Origin of the sequence: Arthrobacter crystallopoietes, assembly GCF_017603825.1 — a bacterium.
Lineage (GTDB): Bacteria > Actinomycetota > Actinomycetes > Actinomycetales > Micrococcaceae > Crystallibacter > Crystallibacter crystallopoietes_B.
This window is the reverse complement of the sequence record NZ_CP072014.1, coordinates 4,208,263-4,233,833: the sequence shown is the minus strand read 5'-3', so window position 1 is coordinate 4,233,833 and position 25,571 is coordinate 4,208,263. Positions and strand designations below refer to the sequence as shown.

The 25,571-nt window shown below is 64.1% G+C and carries 27 protein-coding genes and 1 tRNA gene; 19 read left to right on the top strand and 9 right to left on the bottom strand.

The window, feature by feature from the left end:
* Position 1: 1 nt before the first annotated feature.
* The 3 genes from J5251_RS19500 to J5251_RS19490 all read right to left on the bottom strand — a co-directional run bounded on the left by J5251_RS19500 (position 2) and on the right by J5251_RS19490 (position 2,708).
* Positions 2 to 994 carry a ParA family protein gene (locus J5251_RS19500; protein ID WP_139005661.1) on the bottom strand — a complete coding sequence of 331 codons (993 nt, stop codon included), beginning with the start codon at positions 992 to 994 and terminating at the stop codon, positions 2 to 4.
* A 73-nt stretch (positions 995 to 1,067) separates the two neighbouring features.
* Positions 1,068 to 2,396 carry a type VII secretion integral membrane protein EccD gene (eccD, locus tag J5251_RS19495; protein WP_139005662.1) on the bottom strand — a complete coding sequence of 443 codons (1,329 nt, stop codon included), beginning with the start codon at positions 2,394 to 2,396 and terminating at the stop codon, positions 1,068 to 1,070.
* 3 nt (positions 2,397 to 2,399) lie between these two features.
* Positions 2,400 to 2,708, bottom strand: coding sequence for a hypothetical protein (locus tag J5251_RS19490; RefSeq protein ID WP_205676824.1), 309 nt, complete (start codon positions 2,706 to 2,708; stop codon positions 2,400 to 2,402).
* Between the two features lie 292 nt (positions 2,709 to 3,000).
* Here J5251_RS19490 and J5251_RS19485 point away from each other — a divergent pair, with 292 nt between their 5' ends.
* From J5251_RS19485 to J5251_RS19455, 7 genes are all read left to right on the top strand, one after another.
* Complete coding sequence (locus J5251_RS19485) at positions 3,001 to 3,336, top strand: hypothetical protein (RefSeq protein ID WP_074703288.1); 336 nt, start codon at positions 3,001 to 3,003, stop codon at positions 3,334 to 3,336.
* A gap of 80 nt (positions 3,337 to 3,416) precedes the next feature.
* A complete protein-coding gene (locus tag J5251_RS19480) occupies positions 3,417 to 3,722 on the top strand; it encodes a pore-forming ESAT-6 family protein (RefSeq protein ID WP_139005663.1) in 306 nt (101 codons plus the stop codon).
* Between the two features lie 75 nt (positions 3,723 to 3,797).
* Entirely contained in the window at positions 3,798 to 4,178 is a 381-nt protein-coding gene (locus J5251_RS19475; protein WP_139005664.1) for a DUF6507 family protein, read from the top strand.
* A 65-nt stretch (positions 4,179 to 4,243) separates the two neighbouring features.
* The gene (locus tag J5251_RS19470) at positions 4,244 to 7,036 is read left to right on the top strand and encodes a hypothetical protein (protein ID WP_139005665.1); all 2,793 of its coding nucleotides are present in this window, start codon (positions 4,244 to 4,246) and stop codon (positions 7,034 to 7,036) included.
* 150 nt (positions 7,037 to 7,186) lie between these two features.
* The gene (locus J5251_RS19465; protein WP_208574869.1) at positions 7,187 to 7,495 is read left to right on the top strand and encodes a hypothetical protein; all 309 of its coding nucleotides are present in this window, start codon (positions 7,187 to 7,189) and stop codon (positions 7,493 to 7,495) included.
* The gene (locus J5251_RS19460) at positions 7,495 to 8,388 is read left to right on the top strand and encodes a hypothetical protein (RefSeq protein WP_139005667.1); all 894 of its coding nucleotides are present in this window, start codon (positions 7,495 to 7,497) and stop codon (positions 8,386 to 8,388) included. The genes J5251_RS19465 and J5251_RS19460 overlap by 1 nt, the downstream gene beginning before the upstream one ends.
* A 143-nt stretch (positions 8,389 to 8,531) precedes the next feature.
* Positions 8,532 to 9,959, top strand: coding sequence for an FAD-dependent oxidoreductase (locus tag J5251_RS19455; protein ID WP_139005668.1), 1,428 nt, complete (start codon positions 8,532 to 8,534; stop codon positions 9,957 to 9,959).
* 59 nt (positions 9,960 to 10,018) lie between these two features.
* Here the strand turns inward: J5251_RS19455 and J5251_RS19450 are convergent, their stop codons facing one another.
* Positions 10,019 to 10,249, bottom strand: coding sequence for a hypothetical protein (locus J5251_RS19450; RefSeq protein ID WP_139005669.1), 231 nt, complete (start codon positions 10,247 to 10,249; stop codon positions 10,019 to 10,021).
* Positions 10,250 to 10,461: 212 nt separating this feature from the next.
* On the opposite strand from J5251_RS19450, the gene J5251_RS19445 reads away from it, so the two are divergent.
* Positions 10,462 to 11,055 carry a TetR/AcrR family transcriptional regulator gene (locus J5251_RS19445; RefSeq protein ID WP_171059388.1) on the top strand — a complete coding sequence of 198 codons (594 nt, stop codon included), beginning with the start codon at positions 10,462 to 10,464 and terminating at the stop codon, positions 11,053 to 11,055.
* A 53-nt stretch (positions 11,056 to 11,108) separates the two neighbouring features.
* Positions 11,109 to 11,441 (top strand): ankyrin repeat domain-containing protein, encoded by a 333-nt coding sequence (locus J5251_RS19440; protein ID WP_139005787.1) that lies wholly within the window; start codon positions 11,109 to 11,111, stop codon positions 11,439 to 11,441.
* Positions 11,442 to 11,495: 54 nt separating this feature from the next.
* Here J5251_RS19440 and J5251_RS19435 read toward each other — a convergent pair whose 3' ends face one another.
* Both J5251_RS19435 and J5251_RS19430 read right to left on the bottom strand, forming a co-directional pair.
* The gene (locus J5251_RS19435) at positions 11,496 to 12,995 is read right to left on the bottom strand and encodes a catalase (protein WP_139005671.1); all 1,500 of its coding nucleotides are present in this window, start codon (positions 12,993 to 12,995) and stop codon (positions 11,496 to 11,498) included.
* Positions 12,988 to 13,458 carry a Fur family transcriptional regulator gene (locus J5251_RS19430; RefSeq protein WP_139005672.1) on the bottom strand — a complete coding sequence of 157 codons (471 nt, stop codon included), beginning with the start codon at positions 13,456 to 13,458 and terminating at the stop codon, positions 12,988 to 12,990. Before J5251_RS19430 ends, J5251_RS19435 begins: the two co-directional genes overlap by 8 nt.
* A 171-nt stretch (positions 13,459 to 13,629) precedes the next feature.
* Between J5251_RS19430 and J5251_RS19425 the strand changes: the two genes are divergently transcribed.
* The 5 genes from J5251_RS19425 (at position 13,630) to J5251_RS19405 (ending at position 18,042) form a co-directional block, all read left to right on the top strand.
* Positions 13,630 to 14,373: an alpha/beta fold hydrolase gene (locus J5251_RS19425; protein ID WP_139005673.1), complete on the top strand. Its 744-nt coding sequence runs from the start codon at positions 13,630 to 13,632 to the stop codon at positions 14,371 to 14,373.
* Positions 14,374 to 14,399: 26 nt separating this feature from the next.
* Positions 14,400 to 15,092: an esterase/lipase family protein gene (locus tag J5251_RS19420; RefSeq protein ID WP_240793110.1), complete on the top strand. Its 693-nt coding sequence runs from the start codon at positions 14,400 to 14,402 to the stop codon at positions 15,090 to 15,092.
* A gap of 10 nt (positions 15,093 to 15,102) precedes the next feature.
* On the top strand, positions 15,103 to 16,383 hold the full coding sequence (locus J5251_RS19415) for an MFS transporter (RefSeq protein WP_139005675.1): 1,281 nt from the start codon (positions 15,103 to 15,105) through the stop codon (positions 16,381 to 16,383).
* Positions 16,384 to 16,488: 105 nt separating this feature from the next.
* Positions 16,489 to 17,355: a zinc metalloprotease HtpX gene (htpX, locus tag J5251_RS19410; RefSeq protein WP_139005676.1), complete on the top strand. Its 867-nt coding sequence runs from the start codon at positions 16,489 to 16,491 to the stop codon at positions 17,353 to 17,355.
* Between the two features lie 12 nt (positions 17,356 to 17,367).
* On the top strand, positions 17,368 to 18,042 hold the full coding sequence (locus J5251_RS19405; RefSeq protein WP_139005677.1) for a histidine phosphatase family protein: 675 nt from the start codon (positions 17,368 to 17,370) through the stop codon (positions 18,040 to 18,042).
* A 61-nt stretch (positions 18,043 to 18,103) separates the two neighbouring features.
* Here the strand turns inward: J5251_RS19405 and J5251_RS19400 are convergent, their stop codons facing one another.
* Positions 18,104 to 18,595 (bottom strand): YajQ family cyclic di-GMP-binding protein, encoded by a 492-nt coding sequence (locus tag J5251_RS19400; protein ID WP_074701211.1) that lies wholly within the window; start codon positions 18,593 to 18,595, stop codon positions 18,104 to 18,106.
* 170 nt (positions 18,596 to 18,765) lie between these two features.
* Between J5251_RS19400 and J5251_RS19395 the strand changes: the two genes are divergently transcribed.
* The 4 genes from J5251_RS19395 (at position 18,766) to J5251_RS19380 (ending at position 23,506) form a co-directional block, all read left to right on the top strand.
* Positions 18,766 to 19,140, top strand: a complete 375-nt coding sequence (locus J5251_RS19395; protein WP_139005678.1) for a hypothetical protein — start codon at positions 18,766 to 18,768, stop codon at positions 19,138 to 19,140.
* A 102-nt stretch (positions 19,141 to 19,242) separates the two neighbouring features.
* Positions 19,243 to 19,324, top strand: a tRNA-Tyr gene (locus J5251_RS19390).
* Positions 19,325 to 19,575: 251 nt separating this feature from the next.
* Positions 19,576 to 21,891: a penicillin-binding protein gene (locus J5251_RS19385; protein WP_244250732.1), complete on the top strand. Its 2,316-nt coding sequence runs from the start codon at positions 19,576 to 19,578 to the stop codon at positions 21,889 to 21,891.
* Between the two features lie 16 nt (positions 21,892 to 21,907).
* Positions 21,908 to 23,506 (top strand): hypothetical protein, encoded by a 1,599-nt coding sequence (locus tag J5251_RS19380; protein ID WP_139005679.1) that lies wholly within the window; start codon positions 21,908 to 21,910, stop codon positions 23,504 to 23,506.
* A 22-nt stretch (positions 23,507 to 23,528) separates the two neighbouring features.
* On the opposite strand, the gene J5251_RS19375 is transcribed toward J5251_RS19380, so the two are convergent.
* On the bottom strand, positions 23,529 to 23,936 hold the full coding sequence (locus J5251_RS19375) for a hypothetical protein (protein WP_139005680.1): 408 nt from the start codon (positions 23,934 to 23,936) through the stop codon (positions 23,529 to 23,531).
* A 181-nt stretch (positions 23,937 to 24,117) separates the two neighbouring features.
* Here J5251_RS19375 and J5251_RS19370 point away from each other — a divergent pair, with 181 nt between their 5' ends.
* Positions 24,118 to 24,504: a thioredoxin family protein gene (locus J5251_RS19370; protein ID WP_139005681.1), complete on the top strand. Its 387-nt coding sequence runs from the start codon at positions 24,118 to 24,120 to the stop codon at positions 24,502 to 24,504.
* Between the two features lie 66 nt (positions 24,505 to 24,570).
* Here J5251_RS19370 and J5251_RS19365 read toward each other — a convergent pair whose 3' ends face one another.
* Positions 24,571 to 25,557 carry a DNA-3-methyladenine glycosylase family protein gene (locus J5251_RS19365; protein WP_139005682.1) on the bottom strand — a complete coding sequence of 329 codons (987 nt, stop codon included), beginning with the start codon at positions 25,555 to 25,557 and terminating at the stop codon, positions 24,571 to 24,573.
* Between the last annotated feature and the right edge of the window lie 14 nt (positions 25,558 to 25,571).

The window sequence follows — 25,571 nt, the reverse complement described above, 5'->3', positions numbered from 1 at the left end:
ATCACCGGTTCCCGTTGGCTGCGTGAAGGGCGGTGGATGCGAGCGTGGTGGCATCCAGCCGGGTCTGCGGTGCCAGCAGGCCCAGATCGATTTCGACGCCGGCGGCCAGATGGCGGTCGTAGGGCAGGGCGAGCACGTCCAGGCCTTCGCGGCTGAGCCGGACCGCCTCCTTGACCGGGTCCAGCGGAGCATCGGAATCGGTGCTGGTCACCACGGTCAGCAACGGCAGCGCGTGCGTGGCCGGATCCTGCCGCCAGGCTCGGGCATAGCTGAGCGCGTCATTGACTCCGGAAACGGTGGCCGGAACCACTTGCACCACGGCGTGCGAGGACTTGATCGCCCATACGCTGTCCGGATGGCTGATGCCGGTGGGACAGTCGATCAGGGTGATCGGGAAGTAACGGCTGACTGCGGTCAGGGCGTTGCCCAGCGCCGGGTACTCCGCGCGCTGCTGCCACAAGCGGACGCCGGTGGCATAAAGATTGGCCCCCGCTGCCCCCATCCGGCCGGCCAGCTCGGCGTGGCTCGCGGGGGTTCGGCTAACGACGGCGGAGGCCAGCTCATCGACGGACGGCGCCTGCTCGAGGCCAAGACGCAGCGTCAGGGAGCCGAGTCCCGGGTCGTTGTCCACGGCGGCCACCGAGTCCTGGCGCATGGCGGCATACACGGAAGCGAGCAGCGCCGTCGTCGTTGTCTTGCCGGCCCCGCCGCGCGAACTGATGACGGCGACGCGGCGGCCGGTGGTGACCGGTTCCTGAGCTCCGGCAGCGGCCGCGCTGAGCCGTTGTGGGTAGTCGTCGGAGCGGAAGAGGCTGGTGAGCTGGCGCATGACACGGGCCCCGGCGGGCAGTCCCTGGCGGGTGCGCAGTCGGCGGCGGAAGGTGTCGGTGGAGGTTTCGAAACCGCCGAAACCGCCATCGCCTCCGGCCTGCACGGCCTGAGCTTCGCGCCGGGTCTGCGGCGTCGGCTGGGGAGTCCACGGATCGTACGTCACTGGGGCTTCCTTCCCAAGGAGCTGAGCCGGGCCGGAGTTGCCGGCCGGTCTGCGGTTGCGGTGCGTGCCGGACTCATGCGCCGAAGCTCGTCAGCAGCTGGGCGAAGAGTCCGAACAGCCCGAGGATCAGCGGCACAGTTGCCAGGATGGCGATCGTCTCGATCTTGTTCCCGGCGAGGCGCAGGCGCGCGGCCGTGTGCGCCGGCAGTCTCAGCGTGAGGACAGAGCCGACGGCCAGCGCCGTCACCAGCAGGAACAGGCCCACCAGCCATTCGGAGCCGTTCAGCAGCCGCAGGGCGGACAAGGCCAGCGCGGCGACTCCCACCGACGCGGCGATGTAAAGCGAGACCCGCTCGGCTGCCAGCGGAAAGGACCGCGCCCGCAGGCTTGCGGCGAGGACCAATGCGGCCAGCAGCGGCAGCGTCCAGGTCTGCTGCGTAGAGTCCGTGCCCAGGATCCACAGTGCCGCGGCGATGGATAGTGCCGTCAAAACGGTGCCCAGGGCCAGGGTCCGGTGCGCGGCGCGGATAGCGTCCATGGCATCGGCACGCCGGATGGAACCACCTTGGGAACGCTGGTCATCCAGCGTGGCCAGACCGGAGACGGAGAGGGCAATCTTCGGCGTGAGGCCCAAAAGCACAATGCTGGTGGTTCCGGCGATGGCTGCTGCACGAACCGGATCACCGGAGAAAAAGCCGCACGCAGCCCAGATGACGGTCAGGGCGGCCAGCGTTCCGGCCGCACCGAACATGGCCTTGGACCGGCCCAGTACTGTCCCGACGGCGGCAAAGGCCACGGTCGAGAGCAGCGCGAGGACCAGCAGCTTCAGCTCGATCCCGCGGTCCAAGTGCAGGACGGAGCCGAGGCCGAAGAGCCAGCCGGTGCCGGCCAAGGTCAGTCCGACGTTCCTGCGCTGCGGCGTCCCGAAGATAGTGGACAAGGCCAGCAGGACAACTGCAACGGCCAGCAGAATCCACCAGCTGCTGCCCCCCGCGAACGAGCTAAGCAGTATTTCCGCTGCGCCCCAGCTGCCCAGGGCGGCGAAGGCGCCGGCCATCAGGTGGCGGAAGCGCTCGTCCCAGCGGCCGCCCACCGACTCGGTTTCCTCGACCACCGTGTCCGTGACGTCGTAGACGACGGCGGGCGGCGGAGCATCGGAGGCGTTGAACAAGGTGAGCTTGCCGCCGTCGCTGACACCGGCGTCGGACAGTGTCGCCTGGTCGGGCAAGGGCTCGCCGGACGCTTGGACCAGCACTTTGGCCGCAACCTCGTCGCGCGGTGAGTCCGCCATCAGGTCGAGGATCTGCGGCATCAGGGTACCCACCGGCTGGTCCGCCGGCAGCAGCAGATCCAGGTGCCGGCTTTCGCCGATCAGCGTGACGCGGGTAAAAGCGAGGGGCATCGGTCAGGCTTCCGGTCGTAGGTTCTCGAGGGGCAGCGCCCCGTGCTGGGGATCTGCATGCAGCTGCACCCAGGCCGAGGCCGAGCGTTCCTGCTGCTTCTGCCGCTGTTCGGCCAGCAGGTTGCTGACAAAGGAGTAGCCCACGCAGATCGCGGCGATCAGTGCGGCCAGTGCAATGCTGAATAGGAACAACCTCAGGGTGTCCATCCAGCGGCGCTGGTGCGGATTCTCGCCGTATAGCAGGGCAGAGGTCAGCCGGTTGCGCCGGACCACCACAGACTCGATGAGCTGACTGTCGTAGTCGTTGGCCATGCAGGCACTCCTCTTCTGGCGTCGGTTTCGTGTGGCTGGCGATGCTCATCGGCTCTGCGGCCCGGCAACGCGTATCCATCATGTCATCCCGAAACCGCCAAACCGCTGGATGACAGACCGAGTGGGGAGTTCTACCCATGCTGAACGGTTGCGACGGATGTGGCGTTTGGGATTCTATTGGACTACCCGCAGACCCTCTAACAGTCTCCACAAAGCTTCTGCTGGTAATTCCTGCGAAACGATCAACCTGGACAGACGAAGAGCGCAGCCAAGCGCCATGAAGGTGGTAACGATGAAATTTGATATGGGCTCACAGACCCTGTCGCAGCTGACCTCACAGACCGGAGGCTCAAACGAGGACATGGGCCAGCTGGTCCGGAACCTGGTTGACGCGGTCGCGCCGCTCGAAGGTAAGTTCAACGGCCAGGCCCGCGTGAAGTTCGACGAATTCAAGGCCCGTGCCGACGAAATCGCCAACAACCTCAATGGCGCGCTCGCCGCGATCCTGACCGGCCAGAGCGAAATGGACCTGGCGTTCCACACCGGCGACCAGGAGTCTGCCGACAACGCCTCGCAGCAGCAGGGCGCCGCGAATTTCGACGCCGCCAACTTCAGCTCTTCGCGCTAGTCCGTCCGGTCCGCAGCAGCGGGCATCCCTTACAGGCTTCACTTCTCCCGGCACTTGCCGGATCTCCGAAAGGAACTGCTATGTCCCAGGACCGTCTTACTTACGACACCGACATTTCCGCCCAGGTACAGGGCGAAATCCAGTCCATCGTCGGCCGGCTCGAGAGCCTGATCGCCGAGCGCGACAAGGCCGTTGCCGCCGCCATGTCCGATTACCAGGCCGACGGCGTCTCCGAGGAGTACCAGGGCGTGGAAACCCGCTGGAAGAACGCAGCCGGCGAGGTCAAGGAAATCATCCGCCTGGTCCGGAACACCCTTGAGCAGAATGACCAGACCGCGGCAAACACCGGGGCCCGCGCCCGTGCCGCTGTCCAGAACATCGGCTAACCAGCCAGACAGGGCAGCGCCGAAATTACGGCGCTGCCTTTCGCACGGATCAGGTACGCCAGGCATGGAGGAAAGATGGCAGCGGACTGGGACATTGAATCGGCGACGATCCAATCCATCATCGGCAAAGTGCAGACGCAGACCGAGAAATATGCGGACCTGTTTGTGGAGTTCGGCGCGGAAATAAGTTCCATCATGGAAGCCTCGAAGTCGCAGATCATCGGCGAGGCGCTGGTCGGATTGTCCGAAGAGAAGCTGCAGGCAGCCATGACGCAGGTCCAGGGCCGTAGCGTCCAGGCCCTTAACTCCACGTCTACCGCGGTCAACGCCATCATTACCGGTGACCAGACGATGGAACAGAACGTCCGGGCGGCCCAGGACACCGCCAACGATGCCTACATCCCCGAACCCGCACCTGCGCCGCACCGGAACGGACCGGTTCCCCAAGCGGTCTGAGCAACGTTTGCGCCGCCGCCTCACATTCACTCATTCACTCACTCGCACACATGAGGTATTGAACCATGGGCTGGAATCCCTCTGAGTTTCCGCCGTTGCCGGACGGCGATGTGCTGGAACAGCACGCCGGCAAGCTGCGGACCAAGGCAGAAGGCATTCAGTCGGCGGCCGAGGAATCGCACACGCTGTGGGCCGGCATGTCCACCGCGTACAAAGGCCCGGGGGACTGGCAGGTCCACATTGCCTTCAACAAGGTGGCCTCCGAGGCAGAAGTCGTCCTGGAGGACGCGAACGCCGTCGCGGACGCCATCGACACGTTTGCCGAGTGGGCCAGGGAAGCTAAGCGGCGCTACAACGCCCTCTACGCGGACTGGCTCGCCGTGCAGTCCCGGATCGACGACGGCGGCGATGACTGGCGTGAGGACCAGGACCTGGTCAACGACGACAACAACATCCTCAAGTCCGCGGACGCGTTGCTGGCCGAGCATATGGAAGCGGAACGCACGTGCGCGACGGCGATCTCCGGTCTCTTCGATGGGCCATCGTATGTGGTGACAACGCAGGATGGGCCGGGAGCCAACCAGGTCGCCTACGGGTATACCGCCGACCAGCTCGACGCCGCGGCGGCGGAGGGGAACATTCCTTGGGGCGAGCCGACCGAGTGGGACAAGCCGTGGTACCGCGATGCCCTCGACGGCGTGGTGTCCTTCGGCAAGGGTGTCTGGAGCGGCATTACCGGCACGGTGACGGGCCTGTGGAACATGGTGAACTTCACGGACATGGAGACTTTCTCCGCGACGTGGAAGGGCATCGGCACGCTGGCGCTGGACGTGGCAATTGTTGCCACTCCGGTGGCCCAGGTTGCCCTGCGCGCCACCGGCAACACACATATCGTGGACCAATCGGCGGAGCGCCTGGTGGCCGTGGGCAAGGCCGCGGTCCATTGGGATGACTGGAAGCGCGACCCGGCTTATGCGGCCGGCGCGTCCGCCTTTGACCTGGCCTCCATCCTGCTCACGGCCGGCGGCGGCGCCGTGGCCAAGACCGGCTCCGTGGCCTCGGCCGTCACCCGTGTCGGCAGCACCGGCAGCCGCGTGGCCAGCGTTGTGAACGCCACCGGACTGACAAAGGTCGCCGGCTACACCGGCCGGGTCATCGACCTCGGCAGCGCACTGAAGATCAACACGGTTAACTTCGCCACCGACATCGCCCGTGTCACCCTGGGCCGCGTCGCACCCGCCGCCGTCCGCGTGGACAACCTTATTAACGACGTCGGCACCTCACTTTCCGGTCCGCGTGCGGCCTACGCCGGGGTTTCCACCGGCAACGGCCCCGGCCCGGTCAGCACGCGCCTCGATAACCTGATCAACCGCTTCGACGCCGAGGGCCCGGTGCAGCCGAATCGGGGAACAGCCTCGGACGCCATGCGTTCCCCAGGCTCGGCCGCACCGGACGGCACTCGCGCCGGCAGCGGCTCAGGACCCAGTCCGGAACGCTCCCCGGGAGCCATCGCGGGTGACGGCGCAGGTAGCGAACCGCGGCACGGCCACCCCCAGGCGGGAGCAGGAACCGAATCTCCGGGACGGACGCCAGGGGCGGCAGCCGAGGTCCAAGTTCCCGAGCCCGAAGCGGCAGCCATCGGCATGGTTGAGGATGTGCCGGCGGATCCGCCCGGCGTCCAGCCTGGTTCCGTTTCCGGGCCTGACACGGCAGGCGCCGGTCTGACCGGTCCTTCCGCTGAGGCGCCGCGCGCGGTTGTCCACACCGATGCAACAGGCCGGCCTGTGTCGGTCGAGGTGGACGGAAAAGTCCACACGGTAGTATCACGCAGCGACCAGATCGCGCAGCTTCCACGCTCCACAGGCAGCGCTGCGCTGGACTCATGGAACAACCCCGAGGCTCTGCTCCAGACGCGGCTGCCCGCGGATGAGCTTGCTGAGCTGGACGGGTTCAGGCGGCCGGACGGCAGTCTGCCAAACGAGGTCCTGGACCAGCGCATTGCCGGGCTGATCGAACGTGAATTCGGCACCGCTGACGGAGGCGGTCCACAGTTGCCCCGGGACGCCAGCAATATCGAGCGTGCCCTGGCCCCCTTCACCAACCGGTACTACTACGACCTGACCGACGCACAGTCAGAACTGCTCTATGACCTCCGGCATGCGATGGGCACAGGCGATGAAACGACGCTTTACCAGAAGGTCATGCCGGCGGGGAATGCAGAGCAGATGTTGGCCGGTACCACTAGATACTTCGACTCGGTTGGCGGCTTCGTCAGCAAGGCAGCCGATACGGAGTCCCTGCGCAGCGTGGATGACATCATCAATGGACTCCGGCTGGATTATTGGAATTCCCAGAAGCTCACACTGGACGGATCAGACAATCCTCTGCTCGCGCGTTATAACCAGAGTCCGCAGTTTCTCGGGACCGAAGTCGATGTGCCCACGGAGGTCGCTTTCATGCCGGGGCAAGTCGACGACGTCGTTGCAATCCGTTTCCGCACGCCAAACGCTGACGAAATCGCCATTCCTGATGGTTCGAACCACAATCGGGTCGATGAGATTCGCCGGAACCGGTCGGCGGAAACCGCGGCTGGAACACCTGTTCGCCCGGAGGACGTGATTCGGTCGAAGCGCGAGGCGGACAACGCCCACGGCGATCCGATCGCGAATGATCCCGCTATGTGGCCGAATACCGGCCACGGATTCACCAGCAGCCGTGTTGATGGCACACCGATCGTGCCTGAACTCCAGGTCCAGGGCGGGGTTCCCCTCGCCAAAGGCGCCGAGATGTGGCGCATCAACAAGGCCGGCGAAGAGGTTCTGATCGGTATCTTCGATCAAAAGTGGATTAGGGTTTAGGCCATGTGGCGTGGTGACGGGACGAAGCTGACCGGTAGTTATGGAACGTGGAAGGGCCGTGAAGTCGAATTGCAGGTTGGCGTCCCTGAGGACGGCATGTTCACTGTCATCCAAGACGGGGGCGAGCGGCCGTCTGCGGAGTGGGAACGGTTGGATTTACCGAATCGCTTTGCCCGCGGGCCGGTCCGGTTCTACTTGCACGTGCCTGCCGATGAGGTATCCGATGTGCACCGCATCCGTGCCACGGCGACGTGGGACTATGAGCCTTTGAACGTGGTCGCCGAGGACGGGAACGGCAACCTGGCGGTGGAAACCCTCGGCCAGTGGTCCCGTGACAGGATGGGAACCCTCGTGCGTAACTATGGGTTTGAGTGGTATGACAATGCGTTCGTCTTCGGCTGGATTCCTGCTTCGGATGTCTCGGATCTGACATTCGAACGCAGGGATAGGAAGCGTTGATGGATTACCTGCAGAAAGCGGTGAGTCCGGGGCAGCTGGCGGAGTACCTGGCCAACGCCTCGGACCGGATAGCTGGTTTTGTCCTTCGCGCAGCCGACGTCGCAGGGGCCGGGACGCCTGGGTTGCTGTACCAAGCGCACGGGCTGGGATTTGCCGGTTCGCCGTGGCGGCCGGATGAACCGTTCATCGACGTCCTGAGGTTCCCGGTTCCGTTGAAGAACTACCTGCATGACGCCATGGCCCCCGACGTCGTGGATCGCCCGCCGTTTACTGGTACGGGGTTTGCCCATTGGGAGGGCGGGCAGGCACCCCTTTTCTTTCTGGATGAAGTGAGACTGCCGGCCGGTTCGGAGTTGTGGCGGGTTCATGCCTCCGGAGCGGAAGAACTTCTGGCCGTCTACACCGATGTCGGGTACGGGTGGACGGTCATTGCTGAAGGACTCGGAGATGTTGCCCGGCCGGTGCCGCCGTCGTTCCTTATGGGGTGGCGGGCAATGTGGCGGGGGGTTGAGTTTTCCGCGGACCTGCTGGATGGCGGACGCAAGGTGGTGTTGGCTTCAGCAGAAGAGCCTCCAGCGGGTTATGACGGATTTGTGCGCACACCACGCCTGGTTTGGCGTGCGGAAGTGCCGGTTGCCGAGGTCACCGACGTATATGAGCTGTATGTCTCCTGCCTGTATCAGGGCCTGGAGTTCCGTGTCACGGACGTGGCCGCTGATGCCGATGGCCGGGTTTTCCGGCTCTCTTACGTTGGCCATGATGCCGACTTTGCTGAAGGAATCGGGCTGAATAAAGCTGATGCCGGCGTGTATTGGACTCTGGCGCGCGAAGCTGACGTGCGCGATCTGAAGTTTGTGCAGAACCGGCTGGCAAGCATGCCCAACGCCGAGTAGCGGCGGCAGCAGTGGAGCGAGAATGACATCTGGGGGCGCCCTGTGTCCGACACCACGGTTTTAGGACGTGGGGGACTGCGGCATTTAGAATAGGAAACTGTGCGCTTATTGCGCAGGAGGATTCCCCGAAAGAAGGACGATCAGTGTCTAACTCAGTTGCGGACCGGCAGCAGCGCCCGTTGCGGGTCGCCATCATCGGCGCCGGCCCTGCAGGTGTCTACGCTGCCGACATTCTGACCAAAGCCGAACGCGACTTCGAAGTCAGCATCGACCTCTTCGACCAGTATCCGGCGCCCTACGGTCTGATCCGCTACGGTGTTGCACCGGACCACCCCCGGATCAAAGGCATTGTGAACGCCCTGCACAAGGTGCTGGACCGCGGTGACATCCGTTTCCTGGGCAACGTCAACTATGGGCGGGACCTGACGCTGAAGGACTTCCGCGACTTCTACGATGCGATCATTTTCTCCACCGGTGCCATCAAGGACGCGGACCTGAACATTCCCGGCGTCGAGCTCGAAGGCTCCTTCGGAGCCGCGGACTTCGTCTCCTGGTACGACGGCCACCCGGACGTTCCCCGCGAGTGGCCGCTGGAGGCCAAAGAAATCGCGGTCATAGGTAACGGCAACGTGGCCCTCGATGTTGCACGGGTGCTCTCCAAGCATGCCGATGACCTGCTGGCCACCGAGATCCCGGACAACGTCTACCGGGGCCTGAAAAATTCACCCGTTACCGACGTCCACGTCTTCGGCCGCCGCGGTCCGGCACAGGTGAAGTTCACCCCGCTGGAGCTGCGCGAGCTCTCGCATTCCCGCGACGTCGACATTGTCCTTTATCCGGAGGACTTTGACTTCGACGAAGGCTCCGACGAGCAGATCCGCTCCAACAACCAGACCAAGACGATGGTCAACACGCTCACCAACTGGCTCGTGGAGGAGCAGGACACCGGAGCATCGCGCCGGCTGCACCTGCATTTCCTGCACACCCCGGTGGAAATCGTCGAGGGTACCGGCGACGGAGCCGGCAAGGTTGCCGCGATGAAATTCGAGCGCAACGAGCTGGATGGAACGGGCAATGTCCGGGGTACCGGCGAGATCGTCGAGTACCCGGTCCAGGCCGTCTACCGAGCCATCGGCTACTTTGGCTCAGAGCTGCCCGAGGTCGGTTTCGACGAACGCCGCGGTGTCATTCCGAACGAGGGCGGCCGCGTGATCGATACCGAAGGCAATCCGGTTCCGGGCATCTACACTACGGGCTGGATCAAGCGCGGCCCCGTCGGACTCATCGGCCACACCAAGGGCGACGCGCTGGAAACCATCGGTTTCCTTTTGGAGGACCGGCTGGATCTGCCTGCGGCGAAGAACCCCGGCGAGGACGCCATTATCAAGCTGCTCGAAGAGCGCGGCGTCGAATACACCACTTGGCAGGGTTGGCTGAAGCTGGATGAGTATGAGCGCAAGCTCGGCGCCGATTTCGCAGCGGCGAACGACGACGGCGGTGCTCCCGCCGTCCAGCGCGAACGCGTCAAGGTTGTGCCGCGCGACGAGATGGTGCGCGTCTCCCGCGGCTGACCTCGGGCTTGCCGGGCGGGCCCAGGCAGTGCGCGCCCGGCATCAGCAACATGATGCCGCTACGGATTGACGTAGAAGCGCAGGACGTCGCCGCTGGGCAGCTCGAGCCGGATCTTGTTCCGGCTCGGAGTGCTGATCCGCGCCTCCGGGTAGACCGTCCGCAGGCTGTTGATCAGCCGCTCCGGACCTTTGTCCTGGGCACCCGGTCCCGAACGTGTTTCTTCGGTCGGTCTGCGTCGGCCGGCCAGCTTAGCGGTGCTCCGTTGCAGCCAAGTCTGTGTTGTAGCCACGATACCCATCCTCAGTTGATGGCCTTAACCGTTTCCGGCTGGTCCGACCCCCGTGCCGTCCCTATACCAGTATGCGAGCCATTGCTCCCTACCTTAGGACGGCACACCTAGAAAAAGTTGTGAAAATCAAACTTCATAGTGCGCCGCACTATGCTGGGGTCCAGCAGAGCATCCAGCCAGGATGCCAGGGAGGACGAGGAGCGCGCACGGGCATGGCGAGACCGCAGAATCTCCAGCGCAAGCCGCAGCTGCTGGCGGGCATTCTGGACTATTTGCAGGACAAGAACCTTGCTGGTCTGTCCTTCCGGTCCTTGGCGGAAGGGCTGGGGATCAGCAGTTACATGCTCGTCTATCACTTCGGTAGCAGGGAGCAGCTGGTCGCCGAAATTGTGGCTCAGGTCCAGTCCGGGCTGGCAGCGCCACCGCGTGACCAGATGCTTCATCTGGCGCCCGAGGGGTTCCGCGAGCAGATGCTCCGGTTGTGGAGCCGGTCCATGACGGTCCGCGGGCGGCAGCTCCAGCGGCTCGGTTTCGAAGCGGCGATGCAGGACCCGGGAGGGGCCTTCGGCACCCACTCGGCCGACCTCTATGGGGCGTGGCAGGACGTCGCCACCGGCTGGCTACAGGCCAACGGTGTAGCACCGGAGACGGCAGAAGTCGAAGGGCGCCTCTTTGCCGCAGGCGTTCATGGCTTGCTGTACGAGCACGTGCTTACCGGCGATACGGAACAAACGACGGCGGGCTTCCGCCTCCTGCTGGACCGTTACCTGTCAAAGGCAGCGTCTTCGCCTACGCTGGAACCGTGACGAACGAAATCCCACTCAATGAAGAACAGACCGCACGCGTTGTCGGGCTTGCCATGGATCTGGCCCGCGAAGGCAAGACAGATGAACTGTCGGAATTTCTCGACCACGGACTGCACGTGGACGTGCTCGATTCGGACCGCAATACCCTGCTGATGCTCGCGGCTTACCACGGCCAGGAAGAAACCGTGGTGATGTTGCTGGAACGCGGTGCCGATCCAGACATCCGTAACGTCCGCGACCAGTCGCCAATTGCCGGTGCCCTGTTCAAGGGCGAAGATACCGTGGTAGGCAGGCTTCTGGCCGCCGGTGCCGATCTCGATGCCGGTACGCCGACCGCCCGGGACGCCGCCAAGATGTTTGGCCGCGAACACCTGCTTGAGAAATAGGAAATGCCCGGGACCGGCCATGGCGGCCGGTCCCGGGCATTTTGTGCCTCAGAACTAAGCGGAGTCGGTGTTGACGTCGACGGAGGAGATCTTGCCGGCCTGAAGGGCCTCGATCGCCTTACGCACGCCTTCGCCGTAGGCCGGATCGGCCTTCGTGCAGTTGGCGATGTGGCGTTCGATGGTGGCCTGCGAGGCGCCATCGATGGCCCGAGCGGTGTTCTCGAACAGGACCTGGCGCTGTTCCTCGGTCATCTTCTCGCGGAAGAGGATGCCGGGCTGCTCGAAGTAGTTGTCGTCGTCCTCGCGGTAGTTGAACCGGTCGGCGACGGCGCCCACGGCCTGGGCCGGATCGCGGTAGGCCGGCTGTTCCTGCCAACGCCCGTAGGAGTTCGGGTTGATGCCCGGAGTCGCACCCTGGTTGCCGTCGACACGCATTGCGCCGTCGCGGTGGAAGGAGTTGACGAGTTGGGCGCCGCGGGGGTAGTTCACCGGAATCTGGTGGTGGTTGACTCCCAAGCGGTAGCGGGCGGCATCACCGTAGGAGAACAGGCGGCCCTGGAGCATGCGGTCCGGCGAGAAGCTGATGCCGGGAACCACGTTGGCCGGGGTGAAGGCAGCCTGCTCGACATCGGCGAAGTAATTCTCCGGGTTGCGGTTCAACTCGAACTCGCCGACCTCAATCAGCGGGTAATCCTTCTTCGACCAGACCTTGGTGAGGTCGAACGGGTGGTACTTGTAGCTGTCGGCCTCGGCTTCGGGCATGATCTGCACGAAGAGAGTCCACTTGGGGAACTCGCCCTCCTCGATGGAATCGAAAAGGTCACGCTGGTGGGATTCGCGGTCCTCGCCGACCAGCTTGGCGGCTTCGGCGTCGGTGAGGTTCTTGATGCCCTGCTGGGTACGGAAGTGGAACTTCACCCAGTAGCGCTCGCCGGCTTCATTGATGAAGCTGTAGGTGTGCGAACCGAAGCCGTGCATGTGGCGGTAGCTCGCCGGAACACCACGGTCCGACATTACGATGGTGACCTGGTGCAGCGCCTCGGGCAGGTTGGTCCAAAAATCCCAGTTGTTCTCGGCGCTGCGCAGGTTGGTGCGCGGGTCGCGCTTGACCGCGTGGTTGAGGTCAGGGAACTTCAGCGGGTCGCGGAAGAAAAAGACCGGCGTGTTGTTGCCGACAACGTCCCAGTTGCCCTCTTCTGTGTAGAACCGGAGGGCGAAGCCGCGGATGTCGCGCTCGGCGTCGGCTGCACCGCGTTCGCCGGCAACGGTGGAGAAGCGGGCGAACATCTCGGTCTTTTTGCCGACCTCGGAGAAGATCTTCGCGGAGCTGTACTTCGTGATGTCGTGGGTCACCGTGAAGGTACCAAAGGCACCGGAGCCCTTGGCATGCATGCGGCGCTCGGGGATAACCTCGCGGTCGAAGTGCGCCATCTTCTCCAGGAACCAGACGTCCTGGAGCAGCATGGGACCGCGCGGACCGGCGGTCAGGCTGTCCTGGTTGTCCGCTACGGGTGCGCCCGCAACGGTTGTCAGCGGCTTGGTGTTATCAGCCATGTGTTCTATTGCTCCTTGTCGGATCTTCCATTGTGAAGGTCTTTTTGGCAGTGCAGGCCGGACAGGTGCCCCAGTACGTAACCTCGGCTTCGTCAATCGTGAAGCCGTGGTCATCGGAGGCAGCGAGGCACGGTGCTGCGCCGACGGCGCAGTCCACGTCTTCTATGCCTCCGCAGGACCGGCACACCAAGTGGTGGTGGTTGTCGCCAACCCGGGCCTCGAAGCGGGCCGGTGAACCTGACGGCTCGATCCGGCGCACCAGCCTGGCTTCGGTCAGCGCTGCCAGCACGTCGTAGACGGCTTGCTTCGAGACCGTGCCGATTTCGGCCTTCACCACACCAGTGATGGTGTCGGCATCGGCGTGCGGGTGGGCACGGACGGCCTCCAGCACTGCAGTCCGTGGACGGGTGACGCGAAGCATGGCTTCACGCAGCAAGTCCTCCGGCTCCCTCATATCGACCATGGTTTCGATCCTGCCATGTTTTCTGGAATCAGTCCAGAAAACACTTTGGGCCGGGCGTGTCGGCTATCACCGGAGTGTGTACGGAACTTGCCTGCGCTCTATTCCGCTCTCATCGTCCGCAGTGCCCGCACCGTAGCCTACGATGACACACACGTTAGGTGGTGTTCATTTATGTCCGCAGTCCAGGAGTTCACGGTGGAGGTAGAAGGCCGCGAACTTAAAATTCTGTCCCGGGGGAGGGGGCCGGAAACCTTCGTACTGGTGCCCGGCATTGGTGTCTCGCCCCGGTATTTTGTCCCGCTGGCCCGTGAACTGGCTGCCTTTGGTGCCGTGCACTCCGTTGAGCTGCCCGGCTTCGGCAGTACCCGGGCTCCACGGACGGCACTGTCGATGCAGGACTTTGCCCAGCTGGTGCGGGCTGCGCTGGATGCCGCCGGAGTTGGCCCGGCGGTGCTGGTGGGGCATTCAATGGGTTGCCAGATCACCGCGGAGATGACCGCTGCCCATCCCGCACTGACCCGCGCCCTGGTGCTGCTGGGGCCGACGACGAACCGGAAGGAGCGAAGCGCCCTTCAGCAAGGGTGGCGGCTGTTCCAGGACACACTAAGGGAGCCGCCCCAAGTGAACTTTGTGGTGCTGAGCGATTACGCCCGGTCCAGCAAACGCTGGTACTTGACTACAGTGCCCGAGATGGTCGGTCACCGGCTGGAGGAGACACTGGCCAAAATTGATGTGCCCACGCTGGTCCTGCGCGGGGAACACGATCCGATTGTGCCGCGTGAGTGGACTGCCGAACTGGGAAGGGCGTGCCCCTACGCAAGAATTGCGGAAGTACCGGGCGAAGCCCACGTGGCGATGTTCCGCCGGCCCAGAACCGTCGCGAGCTACTGCCTGGAACTGGCTGCACGGGCATGAGCCGCGGTGGGGCGCCCAGTGTCAGAGTGACGCTGAGCCGCGGCTGGGCATGGCTGCAGGACTATGCCTATGTGGCTTATTGGCAGGTGCACGGCTTCCTGTTCCGGGATGATCCTGCGCCTTATCTGCAGGCAGCGGGCCGCGAGGACCAGCCGGTGCTGCTGATTCCGGGCATCTACGAAAAATGGCAGTTCCTCAAGCCCATCGCCGATGACCTCCGTCAGGCGGGGCATCCGGTCCACGTGGTGGAGCCGCTCGGGTACAACCGGGGCACCGTGGCCAAAATGGCTGAACTGGTCAGCGCCTACCTGGCGGCGGCAAACCTGCAGAACGTGACTATCGTGGCCCATAGCAAGGGCGGGCTCATCGGCAAGTACGCCATGACCATGCCGGGCGCCGCCGGACGCATAGCCCGCATGGTTGCCATCAACACTCCGTTTTCCGGTTCCGTCTACGCCCGGTTTTTCCTGGTTCCCAGCATCAGAGCCCTTTCGCCCAGCAACAGCGCCCTGCGATCCCTGGCAGCCGAACTGTCCGTGAACCACCGGATCACCTCGGTCTACAGCTCCTTTGACCCACACATTCCCGGCGGCAGCGAACTGCCCGGCGCGGAGAACATCGAGCTGGACCTGATGGGCCATTTCCGCATCATCGGGGACTCTAAGGTCCTCAAGGTGATCCGCAGCGTGCTGTCCGGGAAAGGTGCTTCCGGCAACTAGAATCTCGTCCATGCCCAAACTGTTCGCCGACACCACTCCGCTCAAGGAAAGCCTGGATTTTCGGCGGATGTGGATCGGGACCTCGCTGTCCTCGATCGGTGCCCAGCTCACGCTCGTGGCGGTCAGCCTCGAGGTCTACCAGCTGACGCAGTCGACCCTCGCAGTCGGCGCCATCGGCATCGTCGGGCTGGTCCCGCTGGTGCTGGCGGGACTGTACGGCGGCTCGGTGGTGGACGCGCACGATCGCCGGAAGGTCGCCCTCTACTCCGGGCTGGTTCTCTGGGCCTGCGCCGGGCTGTTCGCAATGCATGCCTGGTCCGGACTGGGCCAGGTCTGGCTGCTCTACGTCCTGATTGCCATCCATTCTGCCGCTGCCGGCCTGAACCAGCCGGCCCGCAGCGCCATTGTGCCCCGGCTGGTCCGGCGGGAGATCCTGCCTGCTGCTAACGCCCTGACCATGATGACCTTCGGACTGGGCATGACGATCGGCCCGCTGCTCGCCGGCGTGCTCGTGGCCAACGTCGGGTTCGGCTGGACCTACACCATCGACGTGGTGACCTTTACCGCCGCCATCTGGGCCGTGTTCCGGCTGCCGCCGATCCCGCCGGAGGGCGAAGTCCGCAAGGCCGGCCTCCGGTCCGTCCTTGAGGGTTTGCAGTTCCTGCGCACCCGGCCCAATATCCGCATGACCTTCTTGGTGGACATGGCAGCCATGGTCCTGGCGCAGCCCCGTGCCCTGATGCCAGCCATCGGCGCAGTGGTCATCGGCGGTGGGGAAGCGACGGCGGGAATCCTGCTGGCAGCGGTTGCTGCGGGCGCGTTTCTCGCGGCTCTCTTCTCCGGGCCGTTGGGCCAGATCCGCCGGCAAGGCTTGGCAGTGCTGTGGTGCGTGGCAGTGTGGGGAGCCGCGGTAACGGCCTTTGGCGCCGTCGTCGTTCTTGCCGGCAAGGCCGAAGCAGCGGTGGATGGAAGCATCAGAACCTGGTTGGTTCCGGCGGTGGCCTGCCTGATGGTGGCAGGGGCGGCGGATACTGTCAGCGGCGTGTTCCGCAATACCATTCTGCAGTCGGCGACACCGGACGCCATGCGGGGCCGGCTCCAGGGCATCTTCATCGTCGTCGTTGCCGGCGGACCGCGGCTCGGGGACGCGGTGGCCGGCGGGAACGGCGAGTGGCTGGGCGAGGGGTTCGCGGCCGTCGCCGGGGGACTGGCGTGCATGCTGGCGGTCTGGCTGCTGCATAAATGGCAGCCGCGCTTTGCCTGCTATGACGAAAGGAACCCCGAGCCGTAAGGAACACGCCGCCGCCGCTGTACGTTATACGGAGTGCCTGGTCAGAAGATGGCTGGGCGTGCCACGCTGGTCATCGACGGCCGGCGTAGAAGGAGATCTGACGCGGTGCACAATCATTTCAACGGTTTGAAGACAGCCGGCTTGCTCGGCGTGCTGTTTGCGATCCTGCTGGGCATCGGTGCCCTGCTGGCCAGCGGCACGGGCAGCAGCAGCTGGATCTGGATTATGGCCCTGATCGGTGTCGGCACCACGGCCTACAGCTACTGGAACAGCGACAAGTTGGCTATCCGCGCCATGCACGCATACCCGGTCACCGAGCAGCAGCAGCCTCAGATGTACCGGATCGTCCGCGAACTATCCACCCGCGCCAACCAGCCGATGCCGCGGCTGTACGTCTCGCCCACGCAGGCGCCGAACGCCTTCGCCACCGGCCGCAACCCGCAGAACTCGGCGGTTTGCTGCACTGAGGGCATCCTCCGCCTGCTCACTGAGCGGGAGCTGCGCGGGGTGCTCGGCCACGAACTGATGCACGTCTACAACCGCGACATCCTCACGTCCTCGGTGGCAGCCGCCGTGGCCGGAGTCATCACGTCGGTTGCCCAGTTCATGCTGTTCTTCGGCGGCCGGGACCGCAACGCCAACCCCATTGCCCTGCTCGCCATGTCGCTGCTGGCACCGGTTGCCGCCATGCTGATCCAGATGTCCATCAGCCGCACCCGCGAATACGACGCCGATGAAGACGGGGCGCAGTTGACTGACGATCCGCTGGCGCTTGCTTCGGCTCTGCGCAAACTGCAGTACGGCACCCAGCAGGCGCCCTTGCCTCAGGACCAGAAACTGGTCAACACCAGCCACCTCATGATCGCCAACCCGTTCCGCGGCGGCGGACTCAAGAAGATGTTCAGCACCCATCCGCCGATGGACGACCGGGTGGCCCGGCTGGAACGCATGGCGGGTAGGACCCTTGGCTAAGGAGCGGACCAGATGCGCCTGCTGCTGATCCGCCATGGCCAAACGCCGTCGAATGTCAAGGGGCTGCTGGACACTGCGGTTCCCGGACCGGAGCTGACCAGGCTGGGCCACAAGCAGGCCCGGGCACTGCAAAAGGCGCTCGACGGCGAGCCGATCGATGCGCTGTTCGCCTCCACAGCGATCCGTACCCAGCTGACCGCCTCGCCGCTTGCCACCGGGATGCAACTGGACGTTGAAATCCGCGACGGCGTGAAGGAGATCTCCGCCGGACAGCTCGAGATGCTCGGCGACATCGAATCGGTGCGGACCTATATGACCACTGTTTTCGCCTGGTCCGGTGGAGAGCTGGACCGGCGGATGCCGGGCGGGCCGGACGGCCACGAGACGTTCGGCCGTTTCGATGAGGTGGTCGCCGAGGCCGAGGCCGCAGGGCTGGCAACTGCCGCCATTTTCAGCCACGGAGCCATGATCCGAAGCTGGGCCGGAGCGAGGGCAGGAAACCTGGGTGTTTCGTTTGTTGCGCGCCAGATTCTCAGCAACACCGGCGTGGTTGTGCTTGAAGGCAGCCTGGCCAACGGCTGGAGGGCATTGACCTGGATGGGCCAGGCCGTGGGTGGGGCCGAGTTGACGGATGCGTTGACCGACGGGCCGACGGGTGATCCGGTTCCTGCCCGGGAAGACCTGTAAGCATCAGGCCGTGGGGCGGACTTGGCGCGGCAGCGCGACAACGCCGCCGCGCCGAGAGGTGCTATCGGTAGTTGATGAACTGGAGATCTACGTCCAGGTCAGCTGACTTCAGCATCCCCATGACTGACTGCAGGTCGTCCCGCGACTTGGAACTCACACGTAGCTCATCGCCCTGGATCTGGGCCTTCACTCCCTTGGGGCCCTCATCGCGGATGAGCTTGGAGATCTTCTTGGCCTGATCCTGGGCGATGCCCTCCTTGATCGAGGCCTCGATCCGGTACTCCTTGCCGGAAGCGTACGGCTCGCCGGCGTCGAGGGACTTCAGCGAGATGCCCCGCTTGACCAGCTTGGACTGGAGGACATCCAGGACGGCCTTGACCCGTTCTTCGGAGTTGGCCTTCATCAGAATCTTCTCGCCGCTGAAGTCCACCTCTGCGCCTACACCCTTGAAGTCGTACCGCTGTGCGATCTCCTTCTGCGCCTGGTTGAGGGCATTGGCAACTTCCTGGGTATCTACCTTGCTGACGACGTCGAATGATGACTCACTGGCCATGGTTCCTCCTTGGGTGTGGGAAACGTACTCTGCCACTAGCCTACTGTCTGTCCTCAGACCCGGCCGGAATCTTCACAGCCCCTACTCAGGATGTGCTCAGTCCCTATCCATCTTCCGGCGAAAGACTCGAATAATTGATTCACCAAGCGAAGCATATGAGGAGACAGCCGATGTCCAGCCGCCAGCGCTATCTTGTCCGTTCGATGAGGGTAGCCGCCGGCTCATTCCTGACGGCCGCAACGGTGGCTACCCTGACGGTTATCGGTTCCGGGCCGGCAGAGGCAAGTTCATCAACGGTGAATGCAGTGCATTCCCATCTCGCCGTGGCCGGAACCGGCACATTCGTCCGGCGGGAATCCGATCTGCTGGAGAAGCGGCTTGCGGATGCCCGATTCGCCGGCGGCCAGCAGGAGTCCAAACGTGAGCAGCGGTTGGCGGGACTGCGTGCCGAGATGGACCAGGCCGTTGCCTGGAGGATGGTGACGCAGCGGCAGGCGGAGGGCTTCATTGCCCAGCTGGCCTCCCGTATTGATCGCGGGTTTTAGCCCGGGAAACAGGGGGTTAGGAGCTCGATTCGATTCTCGGCCCGATCTTCTGTAAGGTTATCTTGCTTCCACTTACGGAGGCGGTCTTCAATGAAGACGTTCGGCAGATTACCCGAGCGGCCAAAGGGGGCTGACTGTAAATCAGCTGGCAATGCCTACGGGGGTTCGAATCCCTCATCTGCCACCGGACGTAAGATCCCCGGAACTTCACTACTGTGAGGTTCCGGGGATTTTTACTTGCCGATCCATCGGCTTATTTCCCTCTGTCTCATATGTCCCAGATGTCAATTACGTCACATTTCGGGCGTCTTACAACACTGCGGCAACATTCCCTTGTGCACGAGGTGCGAGGACGTACTCTGTACATACCGCTCGCCGGTGGCCACAGTGACGTGGTCTTGCCAGATCTGCGTTCGCAGTCGTCAGGAGTACTAGATGGGACGAAAAAACGCGGCATTGACAAGTCTCCATGAACTTATGGGGTCTGCTCGGTCGGGTTATCCGGAGAAGGAGCGTGCCTGGCCGGCACGGCTGGCCGTGTGGGCCGGAGCCGTGGCGGTTGTTGCGCTAAGCGCTGGGACGCTGGTCGCGCCGGGAGCCGTTGCGGTCTCGGCCGGAGCGAATAGTCTGGTGAGCCTCTGGGAGGAACTACCCGAGGACCTGCCGCTGGAGCGCTCATTGCCCCAACACACTGTGCTGCTGGACAAAGACGGCAAGGAGTTCGCCCGCTTCTACAGCGAGAACCGGATAGACATCGACGTCGACGATGTGTCGCCGACGTTCCTCGAGACACTGATCGATACTGAAGACGCACGCTTCTACGAGCACAACGGAGTGGACCCGTACGGTATTACGCGGGCGTTCGTGAACAACGTTGTCAATGCCAGCCAGCAAGGAGCCTCGACCCTCACCCAGCAGCTGGTCCAGAACATCCTGGTCAACAACGCGCGCGACGAAACCGAAGAATCGGTGGCCGTGGGAGAAACCTACAACGCGAAAATCCGGGAATCGAAGTACGCGGTCCGGCTCGAACAGCAGCTGAGCAAGGACGAAATCCTGAAGATGTACGTCAACGCGGTATATTTCGGCAACCGCGCCTACGGCATCGAGGCCGCTGCCCGGATCTACTTCAACACTTCGGCATCTAAACTCAACCTGACGCAATCGGCGTTGCTGGTGGGCATGCTCAAGGGACCGGCAGTTTATGATCCGGTGGTCCATCCGGAAGCGGCGACGATGCGGCGGAACACCGTGCTCTCCGTGCTGGAGCGACGGGGGACGATCACCGCCGAAGAAGCGGATGCCGCTCGGGAAGCGCCCTTGGGCATCGACCGCGGATCTGTTCCCTCCAGTTGCGGCGACTCGGAGTATCCCTTCTACTGCCATCTTGTCCGCGAGGAAATTCTGACCAATCCGGCCTTCGGAGCCACACCCGAGCAAAGGGCGGACCGGCTATCCCGAGGCGGGATGACCCTGACGACAGGGTTGGACCGGCAGGCCATGGAATCGTCCCGGAAAGCGGTGACCAAAGCGCTGGGCGATAAGAACCGAGCCGCCCTCGGCGTCGCCGTCGTTGAACCGGGAACCGGCCATATTGCTGCCATCACCCAGAACCGGAAGTGGGGCAAGGGTAAGGGGGCAACCGAGGTGGTTTACGCCACCAGCGAGTTCCAAGTCGGTTCCTCGATGAAGCCGATTGTGCTGGGCACGGCCCTGAGCCAGGGGGTTCCTGCCTCGCAGCGTTACTCGGCGAACGGACCGTACTACTCGCCGTCGCTAGATGATCCGGTGGAGGGATTCCACAACTACGGATACATCAACCACGGCAGCGTCGACGCCTACGAGGCCATCCGCAAATCCATCAACGTGTACTTCGTTCGGCTGATCGAACAGACCGGAGTGGTGGACGTGGCAAAGTTTGCCGAAATGCTGGGAGTGACGTCTCTGCCCACGGACAAGCTCAGCGGCCGGGAAGCCTCCTTGGCACTAGGAGCGTATGAGATTTCGCCGCTCGAAATGGCCAACGCTTACGCCTCCTTCGTCAGCGGCGGCGTTGTATGCAAACCGGTCACGGTGGTTGCCGGGGTCCGCAGCGATACCGGCGAGAAGATCCCGGTTCCCGATGCCGACTGCCACCAGGGGATTGATCCGGGCGTTGCAGATACGGTCGCGGACGCTCTGAAAGAGCCGTTCAAGTCCGGCGGCACTCTCTCGGGCATGGGCAAACTCAAGGGCCGCGAGGCAGGGGCCAAAACGGGCACCACCAACGATTTCTCCGCCAACTGGATCGTGGGGATGACGCCGCAGTTCTCGACGGCGGTGTGGCTCGGCGACCCGCGCGGCGGCGGCCAGTATCCACTGGACGAAGTCGACGCCTACGGGACCACCTTCTACGATCTCACCGGTTCGGAGGTGGCCGGGCCCGTCTGGAAGGCCACGATGGAAGGTGCGCACAAGGGACTGCCGGCGGTTCCGTTGCCCGAATCGGCGCCCGTCGGGGTAGGGACAGTTACTGCCAAAGCCATTCCCGACGTGCGCGGTCTGAAGGTAGACGAAGCCATCACGGTGCTGCTGCGGAACAACCTGACGCCGGTGATTAATAAAGAGCCGGCCAAGGAGAATCCGCTGTACACGCCGGATACGGTGACCGCGCAGACTCCGACCCCGGGCAGCTCCTTGAAGTACCGGCAGGAAGTGGCGATCACATTGAGCGCCGGCAGCGATACCTCGATCAGTGTCCCGGCCGAATAGCAGTTGAGGAGCCATTGTGTCTGTATTCGAAAAGCGCCCAGGCATGGCACTGGCAGCCGGTGCCCTGGCACTGACGGCTGTCGCAGGGAGCGGACTGTGCGCGCTGTATCTGTCCGGAACGCCTTTTGTTGCCTCCGAACAAGTTTCCGTTGAGGAAAAGGCGTCGGAAAGCACTGCGGCCAAACCGGTCTTTGCCGAGATCCGGGACATGCCGGCGGAAAAGGTGCTGTCTGCAGCATTGACGGAGCCGCCCAAGGGATGGCGGCCTTCCGGCACGCTGCAGCGCTCGGCGTCGCAGCCGGTGCCGTACTCCTGCGCGGTCAACGACACGGCCCCGTCTGTAGCCCTGTCGCGGCTGTTCAGCGTCGACGGCGATCGTGTCCAGGTCGTTACGGCCGCGTATACCGCGGGACTTGGCGCCGAGGTCATGCGGCAGCAGATGAAGGAGGCGCAGTCCTGTGCCGGAAGCGCCGCGGCCATCAACGAGAGCAAAGTCGGCGGGAAAGATCCAGGGGTGGAAGCACATCGTGTCTTTACCTATAAAGGCAGCAGCGCCGCTCAGGTAGTCTCCTTCCGCCGTGGAGACGTGCTTGTCTTTCTGGTCGGCGCGCCGGATGCTCCGCTGAGCCGGGTCGCGAGACAGTTGGACGATCATCTTGCCGCCGGGCTCAAAGACGTCTGCGTAGACCAAAAATCGGTAGCTGCGGATGCCTCGCGCTCGCCGTGGTCCGATGCGGGATACAAGCCGTACACGGTCAAGGACAAAGTGGCGGTCAGGGACGTGCCAATGCCCACGCTGCCCGCCGGCTCAGGGATCGAAGCCGTTCCGCTGCCGGGGCCCAAGATCAAGGTTGAATACGTCCAGCCGGCTGCGGATCCCTACTATGCGGTATGGCCGCCGATGCCCAAACGGATGGATGTTCCGGAACCGCCGAAGAGCCCGGCAAAGGCAGCCGTAACGGAAACCAGCATCAGGATCCTGGCAGAGGACAAGCAAGGCCCCGGCTGCGGCTGGGCGTTCACCGGAATGAGTCCCATGGTGTTCGACGCTCAGGAAGCGGAGCAGACTAATACCGAACGGCGCCGGGAGGCCAGCCAGAAGCTGGCAGCAGGTACCCAGCAATGGCAGCAAAGCGTGCTCGACTACTGGACGGCGCACGAGAAGTACAGCCAGGCCGCGGACGATTACAAGGGCTATGCCAAGGAAGTCCGCGAGGTCAACAAGGCCTGGGCGGCCATCGGCGCCGAATGGGATGCCTACTGGGTTTCCTACGCGGCCTATGAAAGCGCCTTGGGCGTTCGAGCACAGTTCTTCCGGGACCAGGAGAACGCCGAACGGTCCTATCTGAACGCGCTGGCCCAGTGCGAGGCTGACAACCGGAGGGCGGCGGAACAGCCCAAACCCAAGCCCAAGCCGGAGCCGGAAGAATCGGACGACGAGGACAAGGATGAGGACAAGGAGGAGCCAAAGGAGGAGGAGCAGGAGCAGCCCCAGGTGAGGCAGGTTGACTGCGACTCTGCCATTGGTGTTCCGGCCATCCTGGACTGGGCTCCGCCACCCGTACCGTCAGAGCCCGCACCGCCGGCCGACCCGCGCCCTAAAAACCGCCGCTAGGCGGCGGCCGGCGGAGGCAGCTTCAAGCGGCCTCCGCCTTGGCGAGCGGGTAGATGTCCCAAAGTAAGCAGGTGGCGTCCGCCTCCACAGCGTGCATCAAGGTGAAATGCAGCCATTTCCAGGCGGAGGCACCGTTATTGTCCGCGGGAGCGGGCGGACAGCTTCCCGGTGTATACCAGCTGCCACGGCACCAAATGTGGTGCAGTTTGCCGTTGATGGTCGCGTACGGATCGTCGCCTGCGCTGCCCCTGGGTAAGTCCAGCTTGGATCTCAGCGAGGCGGCCCGGCCAACGGCATAGAGTTCGGTCCTGGACGGGTCGTGGCCGAAGGGCAACTCCTCCACCAGTTCATCAATCAGGGCCGTGCTGAGGACGACAGCGTCATCGATAGCCGAACCCTCCGTCAGGATCAGTGCAGTCTGGCGTTCCATCGGTTGCTCCTTCGATTGTGGTTGATCCATCGGAACCGAGATTAGGCGGCCCCCACCGCCGCGGGTAGGGCGGCGGCGGACCTGTGGAAAACACGTGCACGATCGGGGTGCGGGACACCAGCGCTCATGCGCTGAGCGAACAGGGGGCGACATATTCGGTTGATCCCATTAGCGTGGAAGCATGGCAACGATTAATATCACCGAAGCCCAGTTCCCCCAGACCATCGAAGAGAACGACATTGTGTTCGTGGACTTCTGGGCTGATTGGTGCGGCCCATGCAAGCAGTTTGCCCCCGTATACGATTCAGTCTCCGACCAGCACGAGGATATTGTCTTCGCGAAGGTAGACACCGAGGCCGAGCAGGGCCTCGCCGCCGCTGCCGGCATCACCTCCATCCCGACCCTGATGGCGTTCCGCGAGAAGGTCCTTGTCTTTTCGCAGCCCGGCGCCCTGAATTCGGGCCAGTTCACCGAACTGGTGGATGCCGTCAAAGGCCTGGACATGAAGGAAGTCCACGCCCAGGTGGCAGCCCAGCAGCAGCAGGCCCAGCAGGCTGACGCCGAGTAGGACTCTGCTCCCGCGCTTCTAAAGCTCCCCGCCGTTCCGATACGGCGGGGAGCTTTTTTGGCTTAATCAGTGGAAGCGGTGGTCCTGCGGGGCCAGCCGCGGGCCGAAGGCCGGTTTGCGGAAACCGCTGAGGTAGAGCATCCGCACCACCCGCTGCCGGTGTCCGCGCCAGGGCTCAAGCAAAGCCAGCATCCCGGCGTCGTCCGTTTTCTTTCCGGTCAGGGCGTAGCCGACGAAGGCGGCCAGATGGAAGTCCCCAACGGAGACCGAGTCCGGATCGCCATGGGTGCGCTGGGCGATCTCGGCGGCGCTCCATGGACCGATGCCCGGAACGGAACAGAGCTTTGCCGCCAGTTCCGGGCCGGGGGAGAGCGCGGCCAGCCGCTCCAGGCCGGAGGCAACCTTGCAGGCGCGAAGAATCGTGGCGGAGCGTTTGGCGTCCACACCGGCGCGGTGCCAGTCCCAGGACGGGACGCGCCGCCATTGCTCCGCCGAAGGCGCGACCTTCAGTCCCGCAGGGGCGGGTCCGGGGGCGCGCGTACCGTACTTGCTGACCAGATACCGCCAGGAATAGCGGGCTTCTATGGTGGTGATTTTCTGCTCCAGCACCACCGGAACCAGTGCGTCCAGGATGCGACCGGTACTTGGCAGCCGCAGGTTCCGATGCCGCCGTCGCGGATCGGTGACCAGTTTCGGGAGCGTCGCGTGGAAATCCGGCCGGTCGAAGGCCGTCCAGTCATCATCTGCGCCCAGCAGGGCCGGCAACCCGGGCAAGGCGGCTTCGGCGCCGGGGCCCCAGGCGAGGGCCCGGACGACGGTCCGATCGGCGCCGCCACCGGGACCCGCGTCCTCGCTGGCCAGGCGCAGCGTCACCGGCCCTTGGACAGTGGCGAAGGCCAGCCACACGCCGTCGTGCCTGGTTTGAAAGGTAGGGTCCTGTTTGCCACGGGGAATGATGCCCAGGGTTCCGCGCAGATCGTAGCCGGCAGGAAGTTCCACCGTTGCCGCGGCATCTGCGGTCGGGGCAGCGGTGGCGGCAAACGTGGAAGGCACCTATCCATGGTCGC

Bases quoted from the DNA above. Each gene is read 5' to 3' on its own strand.
- J5251_RS19430 (WP_139005672.1), bottom strand. From the start codon at position 13,458: ATGGTCGATATGAGGGAGCCGGAGGACTTGCTGCGTGAAGCCATGCTT.
- J5251_RS19490 (WP_205676824.1), bottom strand. From the start codon at position 2,708: ATGGCCAACGACTACGACAGTCAGCTCATCGAGTCTGTGGTGGTCCGG.
- J5251_RS19425 (WP_139005673.1), top strand. From the start codon at position 13,630: ATGTCCGCAGTCCAGGAGTTCACGGTGGAGGTAGAAGGCCGCGAACTT.
- J5251_RS19480 (WP_139005663.1), top strand. From the start codon at position 3,417: ATGTCCCAGGACCGTCTTACTTACGACACCGACATTTCCGCCCAGGTA.
- eccD (WP_139005662.1), bottom strand. From the start codon at position 2,396: ATGCCCCTCGCTTTTACCCGCGTCACGCTGATCGGCGAAAGCCGGCAC.
- J5251_RS19370 (WP_139005681.1), top strand. From the start codon at position 24,118: ATGGCAACGATTAATATCACCGAAGCCCAGTTCCCCCAGACCATCGAA.
- J5251_RS19485 (WP_074703288.1), top strand. From the start codon at position 3,001: ATGAAATTTGATATGGGCTCACAGACCCTGTCGCAGCTGACCTCACAG.
- J5251_RS19470 (WP_139005665.1), top strand. From the start codon at position 4,244: ATGGGCTGGAATCCCTCTGAGTTTCCGCCGTTGCCGGACGGCGATGTG.
- J5251_RS19475 (WP_139005664.1), top strand. From the start codon at position 3,798: ATGGCAGCGGACTGGGACATTGAATCGGCGACGATCCAATCCATCATC.
- J5251_RS19395 (WP_139005678.1), top strand. From the start codon at position 18,766: ATGTCCAGCCGCCAGCGCTATCTTGTCCGTTCGATGAGGGTAGCCGCC.
- J5251_RS19405 (WP_139005677.1), top strand. From the start codon at position 17,368: ATGCGCCTGCTGCTGATCCGCCATGGCCAAACGCCGTCGAATGTCAAG.
- J5251_RS19385 (WP_244250732.1), top strand. From the start codon at position 19,576: ATGGGACGAAAAAACGCGGCATTGACAAGTCTCCATGAACTTATGGGG.
- J5251_RS19375 (WP_139005680.1), bottom strand. From the start codon at position 23,936: ATGGAACGCCAGACTGCACTGATCCTGACGGAGGGTTCGGCTATCGAT.
- J5251_RS19415 (WP_139005675.1), top strand. From the start codon at position 15,103: ATGCCCAAACTGTTCGCCGACACCACTCCGCTCAAGGAAAGCCTGGAT.
- J5251_RS19445 (WP_171059388.1), top strand. From the start codon at position 10,462: ATGGCGAGACCGCAGAATCTCCAGCGCAAGCCGCAGCTGCTGGCGGGC.
- J5251_RS19440 (WP_139005787.1), top strand. From the start codon at position 11,109: ATGGATCTGGCCCGCGAAGGCAAGACAGATGAACTGTCGGAATTTCTC.
- J5251_RS19460 (WP_139005667.1), top strand. From the start codon at position 7,495: ATGGATTACCTGCAGAAAGCGGTGAGTCCGGGGCAGCTGGCGGAGTAC.
- J5251_RS19400 (WP_074701211.1), bottom strand. From the start codon at position 18,595: ATGGCCAGTGAGTCATCATTCGACGTCGTCAGCAAGGTAGATACCCAG.
- J5251_RS19435 (WP_139005671.1), bottom strand. From the start codon at position 12,995: ATGGCTGATAACACCAAGCCGCTGACAACCGTTGCGGGCGCACCCGTA.